Consider the following 15856-nt stretch of genomic DNA (forward strand, 5'->3'; position numbering starts at 1 on the left):
CCTCCGGAAGCGCGTGGTCTACCGAACGGTAACGTCCGGGCGGGCGGTGTGCTGCGGATGCGGCAACTTCCCGCGTGGCGTGGACGATTGGCCGCACACCGGCCGTACGCCACAGGCGTCCCACAGAGATCGTTCAGCATTGCGTAAACCATTGACGTGCTCCTGACCCACCCCTACCTTCTGACCGAATTCACGAACTGAGTTCGATATAGCGAACATTCGAGTCTCCGGGAGAGCCGCCCGTGACCACACATCCCCCCACACCGCCCCCCACGCCGTCCCGCCGTACCCTGCTGCGCGCGCTCGCCGTCCTGCCCGCCTCGGCACTCGTCCTGGGCGAGGCCCCCGGGCTGCTCGGCACGGCCCTGGCCGCCGCCCCGCCGAGCGGCTACGCCACGCGCTACACGATCGTCCCGTTCCTCAACAGCGACGACGGCACGGTCAACGTCTACCAGTCCGACGACGCCACCGACTTCCGCCTCGTCCAGGCCTCCGCCTACACCCCGCCGAGCAACCGCATCCGCGACGCGAGCGTGTTCAAGCACACCGACGGCTTCTACTACCTGACGTACACCACCCACACCTGGCAGGACGTCAGCACCACCATCGGCTTCGCGCGCAGCTCGGACCGGGTCAACTGGACGTTCCTGTACGACTACACGGTCCCGATCACCAATCTGTCGCGTGCCTGGGCACCCGAGTGGTTCGTGGACGGCGACGGCAGCGTCAACGTCATCGTGTCGTGCTCGACCACCGACGACGAGTGGATCTTCACGCCGTACCGGCTGAAGGCTTCCAACTCCGCGCTTACGGACTGGAGTTCACCGGTCGCGCTGTCCGGCATCGGCTCCAACCACATCGACACGTACATCGTGCGGATCGGTTCGACCTACCACGCCTTCACCAAGAACGAGACGGCGAAGTACATCGAGTACGGCACCGCCACCAGCCTCACCGGCCCCTACACGCTCTCGAGGACCGGCGACTGGGCCGGCTGGGGCAGCTACCGCGAGGGCCCCTCGGTGGTGCAGCTCGACAACGGCGGCTGGCGGATCTTCTTCGACGGCTACGGCGACGGCACCTACTACTACAGCGACAGCTACGACACCTTCGCCACCTGGTCCGCGCCGACCGCGCTGACCACCCTCTCCGGTACGGCACGGCACTTCACGGTCATCAAGGAGACGGTGTCGGGCGGCCCGAGCCTCGCGACCGGCGTCACCCGCTCCTTCCGGTCCGCCAACTACACGACCCGCTACTGGCAGGAGGTGTCCTCGCTGCTCAACCTGCCGGTGGTGACCAGCTCCAGCACCACCGCCCTGAAGCAGGCGTCCACGTTCACCGTCGTCGCGGGCCTCGCCGACTCGACGGGCTTCTCCTTCCGGGACTCGGCCGGCGACTACCTGCGCCACTACGACTTCCGGGGCCGCTTCGACGCCAACGACGGCACGTCGACCTTCGCCGGGGACGCCACGTTCTACGCCCGGACCGGCGCCGCCACCGGCGCGCTGCGCTTCGAGTCGTACAACTACCCCGGCTACTACCTCCGCCACTACAACTACCAACTGCGGGTGGACCCGACGGACGGCACGGACCTCTTCCGGACCGACAGTTCGTTCGTGCCCGTGACGGCCTGGGCCTGAGGCGTGACTGCGGCGTGCTGAAGCGGGGCAAGATGCTGGTGAGAACGATCGGCCATGGCCTGGAGGCGCTGGGCGCATGAGTGGTACGGCAGGAACCCGGATCCGCGAACTGATCGTCACCCCGATCGCCTTCCGCGACCCGCCTCTCCTCAACTCGAACGGCGTCCACGAGCCCCTTGCTCTGCGGTCCGTCCTCCAACTCGTGCTGGAGGACGGCACCGTGGGGCTCGGCGAGTCCACGGGCGGGACGGTCCGGCTGGAGCGACTTGAGGCGGCGGCGAAGGTCGTCGTAGGCATGGACGTCTTCGACACGACGGCCCTCGTCGCCGCGATCGACGCCGCCCTGCGGCCGACCGTCCCCAGCTCCCACGAACGCGGCTGGACCAGCTCGGCGGTGGAGGTGGCCTGCCTCGACGCCCAGGGCAAGCTGCTCGGACGGCCGGTCAGCGACCTGCTCGGCGGCAAGGTCCGCGACGCCGTGCCCTTCGCCGCGTACCTCTTCTACAAGTGGGCCGAGCATCCCGCCCTCGACGGCAGGCTCGCGGTCGGCGACGACTGGGGCGAGGCGCTGGACCCGGCCGGGATCGTCGAGCAGGCCCGGCTGATGCAACAGCGGTACGGCTTCCGGTCGTTCAAGCTCAAGGGCGGTGTCTTCCCGCCCGACGAGGAGATCGCCGCGATCCGGGCACTGGCCGAGGCCTTCCCCGGGCAGCCGTTGCGGCTGGACCCCAACACGGCCTGGACGCCGGAGACGTCGGCGTACGTGGCCCGTCAACTGGACGGCGTCCTGGAGTACTTGGAGGATCCGACCGCCACCATCCCCGGCATGGCCCGGGTCGCGAAGGAGTCACCGCTCCCGCTCGCCACCAACATGTGCGTGGTCGCCTGGGAGCATCTGCGGCCCGCGATCGAGCAGCGCGCGATCCAGGTGCTCCTCACCGACCACCACTACTGGGGCGGGCTGCGCCGGACCCGTGAACTTGCCGTCGTCTGCGAGGTGTTCGGGCTCGGCCTGTCCATGCACTCGAACTCGCATCTGGGCATCAGCCTCGCCGCCATGACCCATGTCGCGGCGGCCATCCCCAACCTCGACCACTCCTGCGACACGCACTACCCGTGGAACTCGGCCGACGACATCGTCCTCCCCGGAGTGCTGGAACTGCGAGACGGCGCGGTCGAGGTCCCCACCGGTCCCGGCCTCGGCGTGGAACTCGACCACGACGCCCTCGACCGGCTGCACCGGCTCTACCTCGACTCGGGTGTGCGCGGCCGGGACGACACCGCGTACATGCGGCGGGTCCGGCCCGGGTACGAACTGAGGCTCCCCAGGTGGTGAACTCGCCGTCGCAGGGATGGCGGGCCGGGTCCACCTCGTCCCACCGCCAGGTCAACGCGGTCTCGTCGACGGCTCGTCGGGCAACACGGTATGGGGTGGCCGGTCGGCGGACGCGCGTAGCGTCGGCTCGTTGCGCAGCCGTACGAAGGTGATGGCCAGGGCGACCGCCTGGACGAGGGCGCAGCCCAGGACGACCGTGTCGAGGTGGGTCGGCGGGGTGACGGCGACGAGGATGCCGGCCACCGGGAAGGGCAGCAGCAGAAGCAGCATGGTCAGGGAGAGCGTGGTGCCGAAGGCCGTGGCCGGGATGACCAGCGAGCGCAGGGTGCGCAGGACGACCGTGAGGCCGCCGTCGCCCGCCATGAACAGTGCGATGAGGACCATGTAGGCGGCGTAGGACGGGGCTTGGGGGAGGGCCAGGCAGGCCGCGGAGGCGAAGGTCGCGCAGACGACTCCCACGCCCCAGAGGTCGACGCGGCTCAGGGCGAGCCGACACAGGGTGATCGCGAGCAGGGTCGCCGCCGCCGCGGCGGACCACAGGGTGCCGACGTCGGCGGAGGAGCGGCCGAAGTTCTCGACGACGATGATCGGGCTGGCGGACTGGAGCAGGCCGAGGGCGAGGTTGGAACAGGCCAGGCCCGCCACCAGCCAGCGCAGGGCGGGCAGTTTGCGGAGCATGCGCAGCCCGGTGCTCATGCCGCCCGGTGTGCGTTCGCCGTCCGGGCGGGCGGAACGCAGCGGGGTGGGCGGGGTCTGGAGTCCGAGTACGGCCGCGAGCAGGGACAGCCCGGTCAGACAGCCGAGCATCCAGCCCGGGCCGACCAGCAGCAGGAAGCCGGCGAGCAGGGGGCCGACGAGCATCGCGGTCTGGTCGATGCCGATGAGGACCGACTGCACTCCGTGCGGCCGGTTCTCCGCCCGCCGGGTGACGATCGCGCCCACGGCCTCGTTCGCGACGAAGCTGAACTGGGTGAGGGTGCCGGTCACCGCGGCCAGCACCAGCACGGTCACCGTCTCCTCGGTGCCGCGCGGCAGCATGGCCAGCGCCACGGCCGCCCCCGCCAGCACGATGGCCCGCAGCAGCGAGGCGAGGAAGCACACGATCGCCGCACCGCGCCGGTCCACCACCTTGCCGGCCAGCACGAACGCGGCGATCCGCGGTGTCCACTCCAGGGCGAACGCCAGGCCCGTCAGCGACGAGGACCGGGTGATCGCCAGGACCAGCAGCGGCATGGCGTACGTCGACATGGAGAACGCCAGGGCGTCGCTGGTGCGCGGTGCGTAGATCCGTCGGAACAGGCTGCCGGACGGAACGGCTGCATGGCGACCGGCGGGCGGCCGGTCCTCGTGCAGGGTGATGGCCACGGAATGGAAAGCTTTCGGTGAGGCGTATCACGGAGGGGGAAACGGTTGGTACCGACCAGGGGCGAAAAGAATTCGCAGGAGGTGGGAAGAGAGAGGGAACACGCCTATGGGCAAGCGGAGTTGAGGCGTGAAATATAGCGCAGTCAAATGAGATTTGGCATATCCGGTGCGGACATCTCCTCAGGGCGTACGCCGCACCTCCCCGTACCCGGAAGGCAGAAGGCTGAAAGAAAGCCACTTTGTCGCACATAGGGCACGGGGAGGCGAGGCATTCACGGCATTTCCCGTCACATCTTCGGGTCCTGCCTTCGGGTCCCGCCGTCGGGTCACATCTTCGTGGCGCCCGCCGCGAGGTCCCGCAGGAAGTGCCGGGCGCCGATGAGGAACACCACGATCAGCGGGATCACGCTCATCAGGGCGCCGGCCATCACCACGGCGTAGTCCGTGTTGTAGGCGACGTTGAGGTTGGCCAGGGCGACCTGGAGGGTCAGTCGGTCGGGGTTGACCAGGACGACCAGCGGCCAGATGTAGTCGTTCCAGAGCTGGATGAACGTGAAGATGCCGAGGAAGGCCAGCGCCGGCCGGAACAGCGGCAGCGCCACCTGCCGGTACAGGCGGAAGAAGCCGGCCCCGTCGATCCGGCCGGCGTCCAGGAGTTCGTCGGGCAGTGAGTTCTGGGCGTACTGACGCATCCAGAAGATGCCGAACGCGTTGGCCGCGCCGGGTATCACGAGGGCCTTGAGGGAACCGGCCCAGCCGAAGTCGGCCATCGTGACGAACTGCGGCACGAGCGACAGTTGGGCCGGAATCATATATGTCGCCAAGAGGATGCCGAACAACAACTTCCGGGCCGGGAACTCGTACTTGGCGAAGGCGAACGCGGCCAGCGAGTCGAAGAACAGCACCAGTGCCGTGCCCGTCACCGAGACGACGACGGTGTTGAACAGCGAACCGAAGAAATCGATCCGGTGGATCACCTGCCGCATGTTCTCCAGGAGATGGGTGCCCGGCACCAGCCGGGGCGGGAACCGCAGGATCTCCTGGGTGGTGATCGAGGCCATCACCACGAGCCAGTAGAAGGGGAACAGTGACACCAGCACACCGAGCAGCAGCAACACCCGCACCCCGACACGGGAACGCCTGCTGCCGGAGCCGATGGCGAGTCCCGCGCCGACGGCGGTCGTCCGGTCAGCGGCCATTGCGGGCTCCCTTGCGCCAGGAGATACGGGGACGGTTCTCGCGCTCGGAGCCGGACACCAGCCGCCAGTTGATGATCGCGAACAGCGCGATGATCGCGAACAGGGACCAGCCGATCGCCGCGCCGTAGCCGAACTGGTGGTCGTTGAAGGCCTTCTGCCAGAGGTAGAGCACGATGGTCAGCCCTTCCTGTCCCGGTCCGCCGGTGGTGCCGGGGTCGTCCGAGTAGAAGAGCACCTGCGACTCGGTGAAGATCTGCAGGCCGTTGATGGTGGAGGTGATGACCGCGAAGAGGATCACCGGCCTCAACTGCGGTACCAGGACCCGGAAGAGGGTCTGCCGACTACTCGCCCCGTCGACCCGCGCAGCCTCGAACAGCTCGGTGGGGATGGCCTGGAGGCCCGCGAGGAAGATCAGCGCGTTGTAGCCGACCCAGCGCCAGATGATCATGATGGAGATCGCCGACTTTATGCCGAGGGAGGACGTCAGCCAGTCGACGCCGTCCACCCCGATCGCCTTCAACAGCGAGTTGGCCAGGCCCGCTTGGGCGAAGACCGAGCCGAAGACGATGGTCATGGCGACCATCGAGGTCACGTTCGGGATGAAGTACGCGACCCGGTAGGCGGTGGCGTGCCGCACCTGCGCGTTCAGCAGGAACGCGATGACCAGCGCCAGGAGCAGCATCGGCACCGTCGACATGAACCAGATCTCGAAGGTGTTCAGGATCGAGTGCCAGAACACCGAGTCGTGCAGCAGCCAGCGGTACTGCTGGAGCCCCACGAACCGCATGTCCCCGATGCCGTCCCAGTCCTGGAAGGACAGATACAGCGAGAACCCCACCGGGAACGCGCCGAAGACGGTGAAGAGCACGTAGTACGGCGAGATGGCGAGATACGGCGGCACATGGCGTCGCCAACGCCCGCGCGGGGCAGCGGTGTTGGCGCCGCGCACGGCCTCGGCGCCGCTTCCGGCCGTAGGCGCCCGCTCGGCTCCCGCGACGGTCGCCATCTCAGCTCACCCCCTGCTGGGACAGCGTCCGCTCACAGGCGTTCATGGCGTCCCGCCAGGCCTTCTCGGGGTTCTTGCCGAGGGTTTCCACGTTGGTCAGCTCCTGGAAGACGGGGGTGTTGCAGATGTCCTCGTAGGGGCTGAAGAAGATGACCGGGGCCTTCTCCGCGGCCGGCCCGAAGACGTCCACGGGTATCTGACCGCCGAAGAAGGGGTCCGGCTTGCGCATCGCCGGCTTGCTGTACGCGGCCGGGGTGGTGGGGAACAGCGCCATCTCCTGATAGCTCTTCAGCTGGTTCTCCGGCCCGAGCAGCCACTTCAGGTAGGCGAAGGCGCCTTCGGGGTCACGGCAGTAGCGGGTGATGGTCAGGTACGAGCCGCCGTAGTTCGTCGGACCGCCGGGCAGCGCCGTCAGCCGCCAGGCGCCGGAGGTCTTCGGTGCCACGTCCTTGAGTCCGCCGATGGCCCACACCGCCGTGATCATCGAGGCGACCTTGCCGCGACCCATGGCCGCGTTGTAGTCGGGCGTGCTGTCCAACACCCGGGCGCTGAGCCCCTGTCGGTACGTCTCCACCGCCAAGTCCCAGGCACGCTTGACGTGTTGCTGGTCGCCGATGAAGTGGTTGTCGGCGTCCACGAACTGCTTCGGGCTCTGGTACAGGGCCATCCGGAAGACGTAGCTGATCTGGGAGACCAGGAACGGCTTGCCGGGCGCCCTGGACTTGAGCGTCCGGCCGAGCGCGAGGTACTTGTCCCAAGTGGCGGTCGCCGCCGCGACGTCCGCCGGTTCGGTGGGCAGGCCCGCCTTCTCGAAGAGGTCCCGGCGGTAGTAGAGCGCGGTCGGTCCGGCATCGAGCGGGAAGCCGATCATCCGCCCGCTCGGACTGATCCCGCTCTTCCACTTCCAGTCCAGGTACTGGTCCTCCAGGGCGTCGGCGCCGAGCTTCCTCAGATCGAGGAACTCCCCCTCGTCGGGGAAGAACAGCGACACGTCGGAGTTCGCGCAGGCCAGATCCGGCACGTACGCCCGGGCCGCCATGCTGGTGCGCAGCTTCGACTTGTAGTCGCCGGCGATCGGCGAGCCCTTCACCTTCAGCCCCGGTACGCCGGGCACACCGCGGGCGGAGACGGCGAGGAGCTTGTCGCTCAGGGCGCCGTTCCAGTACCAGATGCTCAGGTGGTCGGTACCGGCGGAGACGGAGCCGTGGTCGCTCCCGCATCCCGACAGGCCCAGCAGGGCGGCACCCGCGCCGCCGAGGGAGGCCCCCAGCAGTCGTCTGCGGGACATCGTTCGGAATTCCATGGGCGCGCACTCACTTTCCGGACATGCCACGGCCGGGGAGGAGGGGGGAGAGGCGAGGACGTCGACGACGGTCGATGAGAGGGGGGTGGTCCGACATCGGGCGGCGCGAAACCGGGCGGTTACGTGGAGGTCGTGAACGTTCACGTGAACGTTGCCGTCGAGTATCGAGGCGGCCGAAAACCAGTGTCAAGGGACGTGCACGGTAGTTGTGTTGGCGCTTTCTACGGATCGCGGGAGGGGGCGGCCGGAGCGGGTGGGAGTGCGGCGTGCCGGGGCTACGCCGAGGCCCGCACCACCAGTTGGGGAATCACCCATCCGTCGGCGCCGGTCAACGGGTCCTGCCCCGTGCTGAGTCGGGCGACCTGCTCGACGGCCAGTCGGCCAAGCCGCCGTTTGTCGATGTGCAGGGTGGTGAGCGCCGGCTCCACCAACTCGCCCAGGGCCAGCCCGTCGAAGCCCAGTACGGCCAGGTCGTCGGGCACCCGCAGACCGCGGCGCCGCGCCGTGCGCATTGCACCGACGGCGATCAGGTCGTTGAACCCGAAGGCGGCGGTCAACTCAGGCCGCGCGTCGAGCAGTTGCGCCATGGCCGCCTCGCCGCCCGCCACGCTGTGCTCGGGACTGGGCACGACCCAGCTCCCGTCGACAGGCAGTCCGTGCTGCCGTACGGCGGCCAGAAAGGCCTCTCTGCGAGGCCCGGGCGCGTCGATCCGGTCGCCGTCGAGCATGCCGATCCTGCGGTGCCCCGCCCGCACCAGATGGGCGATGCCCTGTGCGACACCGGCGGCGGCGTCGATGCCGACGGCTCCGAACCGGGTCTGGTGCGGCCCGCGTTCGAGGACCACGGTCGGTACGCCGCCGAGGTGTTGGGCGAGCACGTCGTCCGGGTTCTTGAAGTAGCCGACGACCGCGTCCGCCTGGTGGGAGAACTTGTCGAGGGCCTGGAGCTCACGGTTCTCGTCGGTGCGCGAGTCCCACACCACGACCTGCCAGCCGCGCTCCTCGGCGGCCTCCAGCACACCGGCGGCGACCTCGGGAAAGAACGGGTTCATCAGATCCGGCAGCACCAGCCCGGCCGTCACCGCGCCCTTACGGACGAGCCCCCGCGCGAACCGGCTAGGCCGGTAGTCCAGCAGGCGCGCGACCTCCAGGACGCGTTCCTTGGTGGCGGGATCGATCTCACCCTTGTCGTTCACCGCCCGGGACACCGTCTGCCGGGACACCCCGGCCAGTTGGGCGACGTCGTGGATCGTGGCCCGCCGCCGGATCCCGTCACCTCGCGGGGCCTGGCCGGCACGCGGCTCGCGCTCCTGGTCATCCGCGTTGTCCGCCCACACGCTGTGCACTGTAGCCGGGGTGGGCGCCTGCCTGGCAAGGAAGTTGCCGCTCCGCCGACCGGTCGTCCGGTTCCTGCGTTGCCGCACGGTCCGGCGGGCGGCGGCAGCTACCTCGTCGCGGCCGCCCCTGGAACCCCGCCGCCACGCCAAGGTGCTGCTCGCCAGGGTCAGTTGACACGCAGACTGGAGTGCTGGAGCGGCGGCCACCGACACGACGTCGGTGGCCGCCGCTCCACGTCGTACTAGTGGCCGTGCCCGGCCTTCTTCACCTTGCGGGACACCGTGAACCGGTCGACCTCGGCACCGGTCGCGGCCAGCGCCCGCACGGTGAGGGTCGTCGTACGGCCCGGTGCGGCAGGCGCCACGTCGACGCGGATGAACGAGTAGCCGGTGTAGCGGACCCGGGACCAGTCCACGTTCTCGGTGACCTGGCCGTCCTTGCCCGTCCAGTACGTCGGCACCGAGTCGATCGCGTCCTCGTGCCCCTCGTAGCTGTCGGCCACCGGGAAGCTGTACACGCTCTCGCCGCCCGCGCCCGCCGTCACGTACACGACACCGCCACGGGTCGGCTCGTGGGTGCCGCCGATGGGCAGGGTGCGTACGGCCTTGTCCTGGACGACCGGGTCGGTGCGCTCGTAGACGTGGTTGTGGCCGTTGACCACCAGGTCCACCTGGTGCTTCTCGTACAGCGGCACCCACTGCTCGCGCACCCCGCCCTCGGAGGCGTGCGAGCTGGTCGTCGAGAAGGCGCAGTGGTGGTGGAAGACGACGATGAAGTCGATGTCGGTACGGGCCCGGAGTTCGGTGAGCCGCTTGTCGAGCCAGGCGGTCTGTTTGCCGCCGGTGTAGCCCTTGTTGGCGGGGATCTCGTACGACACGTCGTTGGCGTCGACCGAGACCACACCCACGTTGCCGTGGACGAAGGAGTACACGCCCGGAGCTGACGTGGCGTCAAAACCGTTGGTGGGCAGGGTGAAACGGGCCTCGTTGCCGCCGTAGCCGTTGGGCGAGTACCAGGACTCCATGTCGTGGTTGCCGAATGCCACCATCCACGGCACCCGGCTGGAGAGCGGTTCGATCTGCGCGAGGAACGAATCCCATTGGCGGGCGTCGTAGTTGCTCGCGTCCCCGGGCAGCCCGTGCCCGGTCTCCTCCGCGTAGCAGATGTCTCCCGCGTGCAGGTGGAACGCCGGATTCTGCGCCTGGACAAGGGCGTTGAGGCCGATCGAGGTGTAACTCGGGTTCTGGTCACCGAAGGCGGTGAACGTGAACGGCCGGGTGCTGTGCGTGCGGGGAGCGGTCCTGAAGGAGTAAATGGTGTGCGCGGCGCCCGCGTCGGCGGGGTCGAAGCCGTCGTGGCCGACACCGTAGTAGTACGTGGTGTCGGGGCTCAGGTTGTCCAGCGCGGCGTGCACGTAGTACTGGTCGATGTCCGCGCTCTTGCCGATCCCGGTCGGCGTGAACAGGTCGCGTACCTCCGCCGGTATGCGGTGGCTCAGGTCGAGGGGGCTGTGGCCGATCCGGAGGAAGGGTTTCTTCACCGGCAGCGGCACCTGCCACGACACCCGCATCTGCGTCCGCGGATCGGCGCCGTAGGCGAGGTGCCGGCCGAACGGCGCGACCAGCGAACCGTGCACGGCGGCCGTGGCCGAGCCCGTCACCAGCGTGGGCGTCGCCGCCGCCGCGGCACCGGCGGTGCCGCCCGCGAGGGCGACCCCGGTCGCGGCGACCGCGCCACCGCGCAGCAGACCGCGGCGGGAGAAGGCGCGGCGGAGGTATTCGTGCTGCTCGGGCATGCTCAGGGTGTCCGCGAGCCGGTCGGGAAGGCCCATGCGAGGAGTGTTCATGGCCGCGACGCTGGCAGCGCCGGTTGAACGACCGATTGCGGCCTGCCCATGGGATGGCCATATCCCGCCCATTGCCTGGCTCGTTTCCTATGTCTCGGATGTCCCGGGCGGCTGCGTGAAGTGGCGGGCACCGGCCAGCACGAGCACCGCCAGCGCGGCCGGCAGCGCGTACGCGAGCCGGAACTCGCCGGTGGAGCCCAGGAGCCCGCTCACCGCGCCGCCGGTGACGACGCCCGCGTAGTTGAAGAGGTTGAGCCGGGCCAGCACCGTCTCCGCGGCGCCGGGCCGCAGCCGCGCGGCGGAGGCCAGGCAGAGCGGGGCCAGCACCGACGCCCCCAGCCCCACAACTCCCGCCGCCAACACGGCGATCGGCCAGCTCGGAGCCGTGGCCACCCCCGCCAGGCCGCCCGCCACCACCAGGGCGGCCGTGCGCACGACGGCGACGGTACCGACCCGTTGCACCAGCCGGTCCACGGTCGCCCGCCCGACGACCGTGCCGGCCTGGTACGCCGCGTACGCCAGCGGCGCCACCGTGAGCGACGCGTCGAGGATCTGCCGCAGATACACCGACGACCACGCGGACACGGTCGAGTCCACGACGTAGACGATGAGAAGGACCAGCCCGAAGGGGAGGATCCGCAGCCACAGACCGCGCTCCAACGGCGGCTGCGCGGACGGCACTTGGGCGGCGGGAAGGGTGTGCGTGCGCAGACAGACGGCGACGACCAGCAGCACGCCCGCCTGCACGGCCAGGCCCTCGCCCACCGGCCGGTCCAGCCGGGCCGCCCCTGCCGTGAGCAGTGCCGCGAGCACGCCACCCACGCTCCACGCCGTGTAGAACGACCCGAAGACGCTACGGCCGTAGGCGCGTTCGATCGCGGCGCCCCGGGTGTTGATCCCGACGTCGAGGGCGCCGGCCGCGAGGCCGAAGAGGACGTACGCGCAGATGACGGCTGCCGTGCCGGGTGCCCAGCCGACCAGTGTCAGCGCGACGGCGATGGTGACCAGCGCCCCGCGCATCGTGGCGACGGGACCGGCGACGCGGACCGCGGCCAGTCCCAGGAAGCTGCCGGCCCCCGCCGTCAGGGCCACCCCGACCAGCGTGGCGGTGGTGAGGAGCGGAGACAGCCGCAGGTGTTCGGTGACGGCGGGGACGGTCGTGTACACGGCGGCGACGGACATGCCCTGCGCGGCGAACGCGAGGGTCGTCGCCCTTCGGGCACCCGCGCGGTCGGCGGGGCGCCCGATACGGGCCCGGCCCGGAGTCCTGACTGACATGCACAGACCGTAATCAGCCGTGGCGGGGCGAACGCAGGACACCAGGGGACGTCCTGACGGCCTATCAACTCACCGCCTCCACCGGCCACTTCATCAACGACGTCACGCTCCTCGGCGACCGCGCCTGGTTCACCGACTCGCTCGACGCGGTGCTCTACGGCGTACCGCGCGGCCGTACGGGCGAGGTCACCGCCCTCCCGCTCACCGGCGACTGGGTGCAGACGCCCGGCGTGAACAACGCGAACGGGATCGTCGGCACCCCGGACGGGCACGGCCTGATCGTCGTCAGCAGCACACCCGGCAAGCTCTACCAGGTATCCCTGAAGACCGGCCATGCCACGGAGATCGCGCTGAGCGGTGCGTCGGACGTGGTCAACGGGGACGGGCTGTTCCGGATCGGCCGGACCCTGTACGTCGTCCAGAACCGGCTGAACCGGATCAGCGTGTTCGACCTCGACGCCAAGGCCACCACCGCGACCCTGCGCCGTACGATCACCGACCCGCGCTTCGACGTCCCGACGACCGCCGCCCGCTTCGGCAACCGGCTCTATCTCGTCAACGCCCGCTTCACCAGCCCGCAGACGCCGGACACGACGTTCACCGCTGTCGCCGTATCGATCTGAGGTGACAGCGGGCGGGGCCCCGAAGACGCGCAACGGGGTCCCGCCCATGGGTGGTTCGTGCCTCAGCGGTTCGGTGCCGGATCAACTGCCGCTACGACACGTGCCGTTGGCGACCCAGTGGCGGCGGCAGCGGTGTTCGCACCGGTTACCGGAGCCGCCGTATCCCCGGACTCCTGGCGCGGGCGGCGCAGCAACAGCACGCACACCAGCGCGGCGAGGAGAGTCAGCGCCCCGGCCACCACCAGGCACAGCCGCATGCCGTCGAGGAAGGAGTCGCCCAGTGCGCCCAGGGCGCGGCCGGTGTCCGCGCCGAGATTCATCCGGGCGACGGCGCCCAGGCCGCCCGCGTCGGCGGTCGAGACGATGCTCCGCTGGGTCGCGCCCGTCACCCCGGCGTCGGTGAGGTGGCCGGGCAGCGTGTCGAGCGCCTTGGTGGTGAGCAGGGCGCCGAGAACGGCCGGGCCGAGCGCACCGCCGACCTGCCGGAACGCGTTGTTGCCGGCCGCCGCCATCCCGGCCTGCTGATACGGCACGGAGGCCACGGCGGTCGCGGTCATCGGCGTGAGGACGGTCCCGATGCCCAGGCCCAGCAACGCCAGCCGCCAGGCGATGGACGCGAACGAGGTGCCGGCGTCGACGCCGGTCAGCGAGAACAGGGCGGCGGAGATGACCAGCAGACCGCCGGTGATCAGGACGCGCGGGGTGACCCGGTGCATCAGCCGCCCGACCGGCTGGCCGACCACGATCGCCGCCGCGGTGACCATGAGCAGCCGCCAGGCCGCCTGGAGCGTGTCGAGCTGCTGCACCAGACCGAAGTAGAGGCTGAGCAGGAAGAAGAAGCCGATCAGCGCCAGGAAGGTGATCATCGCGACCAGGGTGGTGGCGGTGAACGCCGGGCTGCGGAACAGCGTCAGATCCAGCATCGGGCTCTCGCTGCGCAGCTCGGCGAGCACGAACGCGACCCCGCCGACCACCGCGGTGAACAGCGCCACCATGACCTTGACGTCCGTGAAGGAACCGGCGCCGCCCTCGATCACGCCGTAGACGAGCGCGGTGATGGCGAGGGTGGCCGTCAACTGGCCGGGCCAGTCCAGCTTCCGTCCGTGCGGGGCCCGGGAGTCGGGCAGCAGGCGGGCGGCGACGCCCAGCGCGAGCAGCGGGACGGGGACGGAGATCAGGTAGATCCAGCGCCAGGAGGCGTGGTCGAGGATGACTCCGGCTATCAGCGGGCCGACGGCCAGCGCGGCCATGAGGGCGGTCGCCCACAGGCCGATGAACTTGCCGCGCTCGCGATGGTCGGGCACCGCGTGGCTGATCAGCGCCAGGGTCGTCGGCAGCAGGGTCGCCGCGCCGAGACCGGCCAACGCCTGGCCGATCCACAGGAGTTGGGCCGACTGCGCGGACAGGGCCACGGCGGCACCGGCCGCGGAGAACAACAGGCCCGCCTGGAACACCTTCTTGCGTCCGTGCACATCGCCGAAGACACCGGCGGTGAGGATGAACGCGGCCATGGGCAGCACGAACGCGTCCTGGACCCAGGACAGTTGGGCGGTTGACGCGTGCAGCGCCGACTGGATGGCGGGCAGGCTCACGGCGACCGTGGTCACCGGCAAGTAGGCGACGAAGACGCCGAGACAGGCCATGACGAGGGTGCCCGCCCGCTGCTCGGGCCGCCCGCTCGCCGGGATCGTGACGTTCACGGGGAACTCTCCTTCTCGAATGCGGTGCCCTCGAACTCGAACGGGCACGCGTCTCAGGATCGGCTCCGCCATGGACAATCACCAACGTGAGACCGAGAAGCGACGAGAAACCTCTACCCGGCACCGTTTCGATGTCACACTTCCTTCATGATGGACGAAGTCGACGGGAAAATCCTCCGCGCGCTGCAGTGTGCGGCGCGCGCCTCGTTCCGGCTGATCGGCGAGGTGGCCGGGGTCTCGGAGCAGACCGCCGCCCGCCGCTTCCACGCCCTGCGCCGCTCCGGGGTGATGCGGGTGGTCGGCCTGGTCGACCCCGCCGTCCACGGCGACGCCCGCTGGCTGGCCCGGGTCCGCTGCCGCCCCGACCGGGTCGGCCCGCTCGCCGACGCGCTCGCCCGACGGCCCGACATCGCCTACGCGGGCCTCGCGTCCGGCGGTTCGGAGATCATCTGCGTCATCACCGCGCCGGTGCACGTGGCGAGCGACGACGTCCTGCTGCGCCAACTGCCCAAGTCCGCATCGGTTCTGGACGTGAGCATCGACCTGCTCATCCACCCGTTCGGCACATCCGGAGTGAGCGACTGGACGGGCTACGGCGGCCGGCTCACGCCCGAGCAGGTACAACACCTGGTCGGCGACCGGCAGTTGGCGCCCACCGGACCACCCGTGCCGCTCACCGCCGAGGACACCCCGCTGCTCGACGCTCTCGCGGAGGACGGCCGTGCCACCCACACCCAACTCGCCGACGCCACCGGCTGGTCCACGGCCCGCGTGGCCCGCCGACTGGACACCCTGGAGAACTCGGGGGCGCTCGCCTACGACGTCGAACTGCTCCCCGCGCGCCTGGGGTTCGCCCTCAACGCCACCCTGTGGCTGCGCGTCGCCCCGGCCCACCTGGAGCGCGTCGGCGAGGAACTCGCGGCCCACGACGAGGTCGCCTTCGCCGCCGCGATCAGCGGCGACTCCAATGTGATGGCCGTCGTCATCTGCCGCGACACGGAGCACCTGTACCGGTACCTGACCACCAAGGTCGCCACCGTCCCGGGCATCGACGGCTACGGCCTGAGCATCCACGTCCACCGCCTGAAGCAGGCGACCTCGCTCATCTCACGCGGGCGACTGGTGCCCCCGGCGTTCGCGTGACGCGGCCGGAACGCAGGGAGCCGGACCGCCCGCTGTGGCGGATGATCCGGCTCTCAACTGCCGTACCAGGCTGGGT

Annotated in this window: 11 protein-coding genes and 1 pseudogene; 4 read left to right on the forward strand and 8 right to left on the reverse strand. The window is 70.0% G+C overall.

Going from position 1 to position 15856, the window contains the following annotated elements; all coding sequences use genetic code 11:
• The first annotated feature begins 242 nt into the window (after positions 1 to 242).
• Entirely contained in the window at positions 243 to 1643 is a 1401-nt protein-coding gene (locus tag SPR02S_RS14145; RefSeq protein WP_019057625.1) for a glycoside hydrolase family 43 protein, read from the forward strand.
• A gap of 76 nt (positions 1644 to 1719) precedes the next feature.
• Positions 1720 to 2979: a glucarate dehydratase family protein gene (locus SPR02S_RS14150; RefSeq protein WP_019057626.1), complete on the forward strand. Its 1260-nt coding sequence runs from the start codon at positions 1720 to 1722 to the stop codon at positions 2977 to 2979.
• 51 nt (positions 2980 to 3030) lie between these two features.
• On the opposite strand, the gene SPR02S_RS14155 is transcribed toward SPR02S_RS14150, so the two are convergent.
• The 7 genes from SPR02S_RS14155 to SPR02S_RS14185 form a co-directional block, all read right to left on the reverse strand.
• On the reverse strand, positions 3031 to 4344 hold the full coding sequence (locus tag SPR02S_RS14155; RefSeq protein ID WP_019057627.1) for an MFS transporter: 1314 nt from the start codon (positions 4342 to 4344) through the stop codon (positions 3031 to 3033).
• Between the two features lie 326 nt (positions 4345 to 4670).
• The gene (locus SPR02S_RS14160) at positions 4671 to 5543 is read right to left on the reverse strand and encodes a carbohydrate ABC transporter permease (RefSeq protein WP_019057628.1); all 873 of its coding nucleotides are present in this window, start codon (positions 5541 to 5543) and stop codon (positions 4671 to 4673) included.
• Positions 5533 to 6549, reverse strand: coding sequence for a carbohydrate ABC transporter permease (locus SPR02S_RS14165; RefSeq protein ID WP_019057629.1), 1017 nt, complete (start codon positions 6547 to 6549; stop codon positions 5533 to 5535). The genes SPR02S_RS14160 and SPR02S_RS14165 overlap by 11 nt, the downstream gene beginning before the upstream one ends.
• Position 6550: 1 nt before the next feature.
• Positions 6551 to 7837 carry an ABC transporter substrate-binding protein gene (locus SPR02S_RS14170; protein ID WP_019057630.1) on the reverse strand — a complete coding sequence of 429 codons (1287 nt, stop codon included), beginning with the start codon at positions 7835 to 7837 and terminating at the stop codon, positions 6551 to 6553.
• Positions 7838 to 8127: 290 nt separating this feature from the next.
• Positions 8128 to 9189, reverse strand: a complete 1062-nt coding sequence (locus SPR02S_RS14175) for a LacI family DNA-binding transcriptional regulator (RefSeq protein ID WP_019057631.1) — start codon at positions 9187 to 9189, stop codon at positions 8128 to 8130.
• Positions 9190 to 9431: 242 nt separating this feature from the next.
• Positions 9432 to 11036, reverse strand: coding sequence for a purple acid phosphatase family protein (locus SPR02S_RS14180; protein WP_043258275.1), 1605 nt, complete (start codon positions 11034 to 11036; stop codon positions 9432 to 9434).
• Positions 11037 to 11123: 87 nt separating this feature from the next.
• Positions 11124 to 12314, reverse strand: coding sequence for an MFS transporter (locus tag SPR02S_RS14185; RefSeq protein ID WP_106436956.1), 1191 nt, complete (start codon positions 12312 to 12314; stop codon positions 11124 to 11126).
• Positions 12315 to 12373: 59 nt separating this feature from the next.
• Between SPR02S_RS14185 and SPR02S_RS55720 the strand changes: the two are divergent.
• Positions 12374 to 12937: pseudogene (locus SPR02S_RS55720) on the forward strand (SMP-30/gluconolactonase/LRE family protein); the annotation flags it as partial.
• 62 nt (positions 12938 to 12999) lie between these two features.
• On the opposite strand, the gene SPR02S_RS14195 reads toward SPR02S_RS55720, so the two are convergent.
• On the reverse strand, positions 13000 to 14637 hold the full coding sequence (locus tag SPR02S_RS14195) for an MFS transporter (protein ID WP_019057635.1): 1638 nt from the start codon (positions 14635 to 14637) through the stop codon (positions 13000 to 13002).
• A 147-nt stretch (positions 14638 to 14784) separates the two neighbouring features.
• Here SPR02S_RS14195 and SPR02S_RS14200 point away from each other — a divergent pair, with 147 nt between their 5' ends.
• Positions 14785 to 15780, forward strand: a complete 996-nt coding sequence (locus tag SPR02S_RS14200; protein ID WP_019057636.1) for an Lrp/AsnC family transcriptional regulator — start codon at positions 14785 to 14787, stop codon at positions 15778 to 15780.
• Positions 15781 to 15856 lie beyond the last annotated feature (76 nt).

This window comes from Streptomyces prunicolor NBRC 13075, from assembly GCF_000367365.1.
Classification (GTDB): Bacteria; Actinomycetota; Actinomycetes; order Streptomycetales; family Streptomycetaceae; genus Streptomyces; species Streptomyces prunicolor.

Excerpts from the sequence above, each read along its gene's own strand:
- SPR02S_RS14150 (WP_019057626.1), top strand. The coding sequence starts at position 1,720 with ATGAGTGGTACGGCAGGAACCCGGATCCGCGAACTGATCGTCACCCCG.
- SPR02S_RS14160 (WP_019057628.1), bottom strand. The coding sequence starts at position 5,543 with ATGGCCGCTGACCGGACGACCGCCGTCGGCGCGGGACTCGCCATCGGC.
- SPR02S_RS14165 (WP_019057629.1), bottom strand. The coding sequence starts at position 6,549 with ATGGCGACCGTCGCGGGAGCCGAGCGGGCGCCTACGGCCGGAAGCGGC.
- SPR02S_RS14170 (WP_019057630.1), bottom strand. The coding sequence starts at position 7,837 with ATGTCCCGCAGACGACTGCTGGGGGCCTCCCTCGGCGGCGCGGGTGCC.
- SPR02S_RS14180 (WP_043258275.1), bottom strand. The coding sequence starts at position 11,036 with ATGAACACTCCTCGCATGGGCCTTCCCGACCGGCTCGCGGACACCCTG.
- SPR02S_RS14185 (WP_106436956.1), bottom strand. The coding sequence starts at position 12,314 with ATGTCAGTCAGGACTCCGGGCCGGGCCCGTATCGGGCGCCCCGCCGAC.
- SPR02S_RS14200 (WP_019057636.1), top strand. The coding sequence starts at position 14,785 with ATGATGGACGAAGTCGACGGGAAAATCCTCCGCGCGCTGCAGTGTGCG.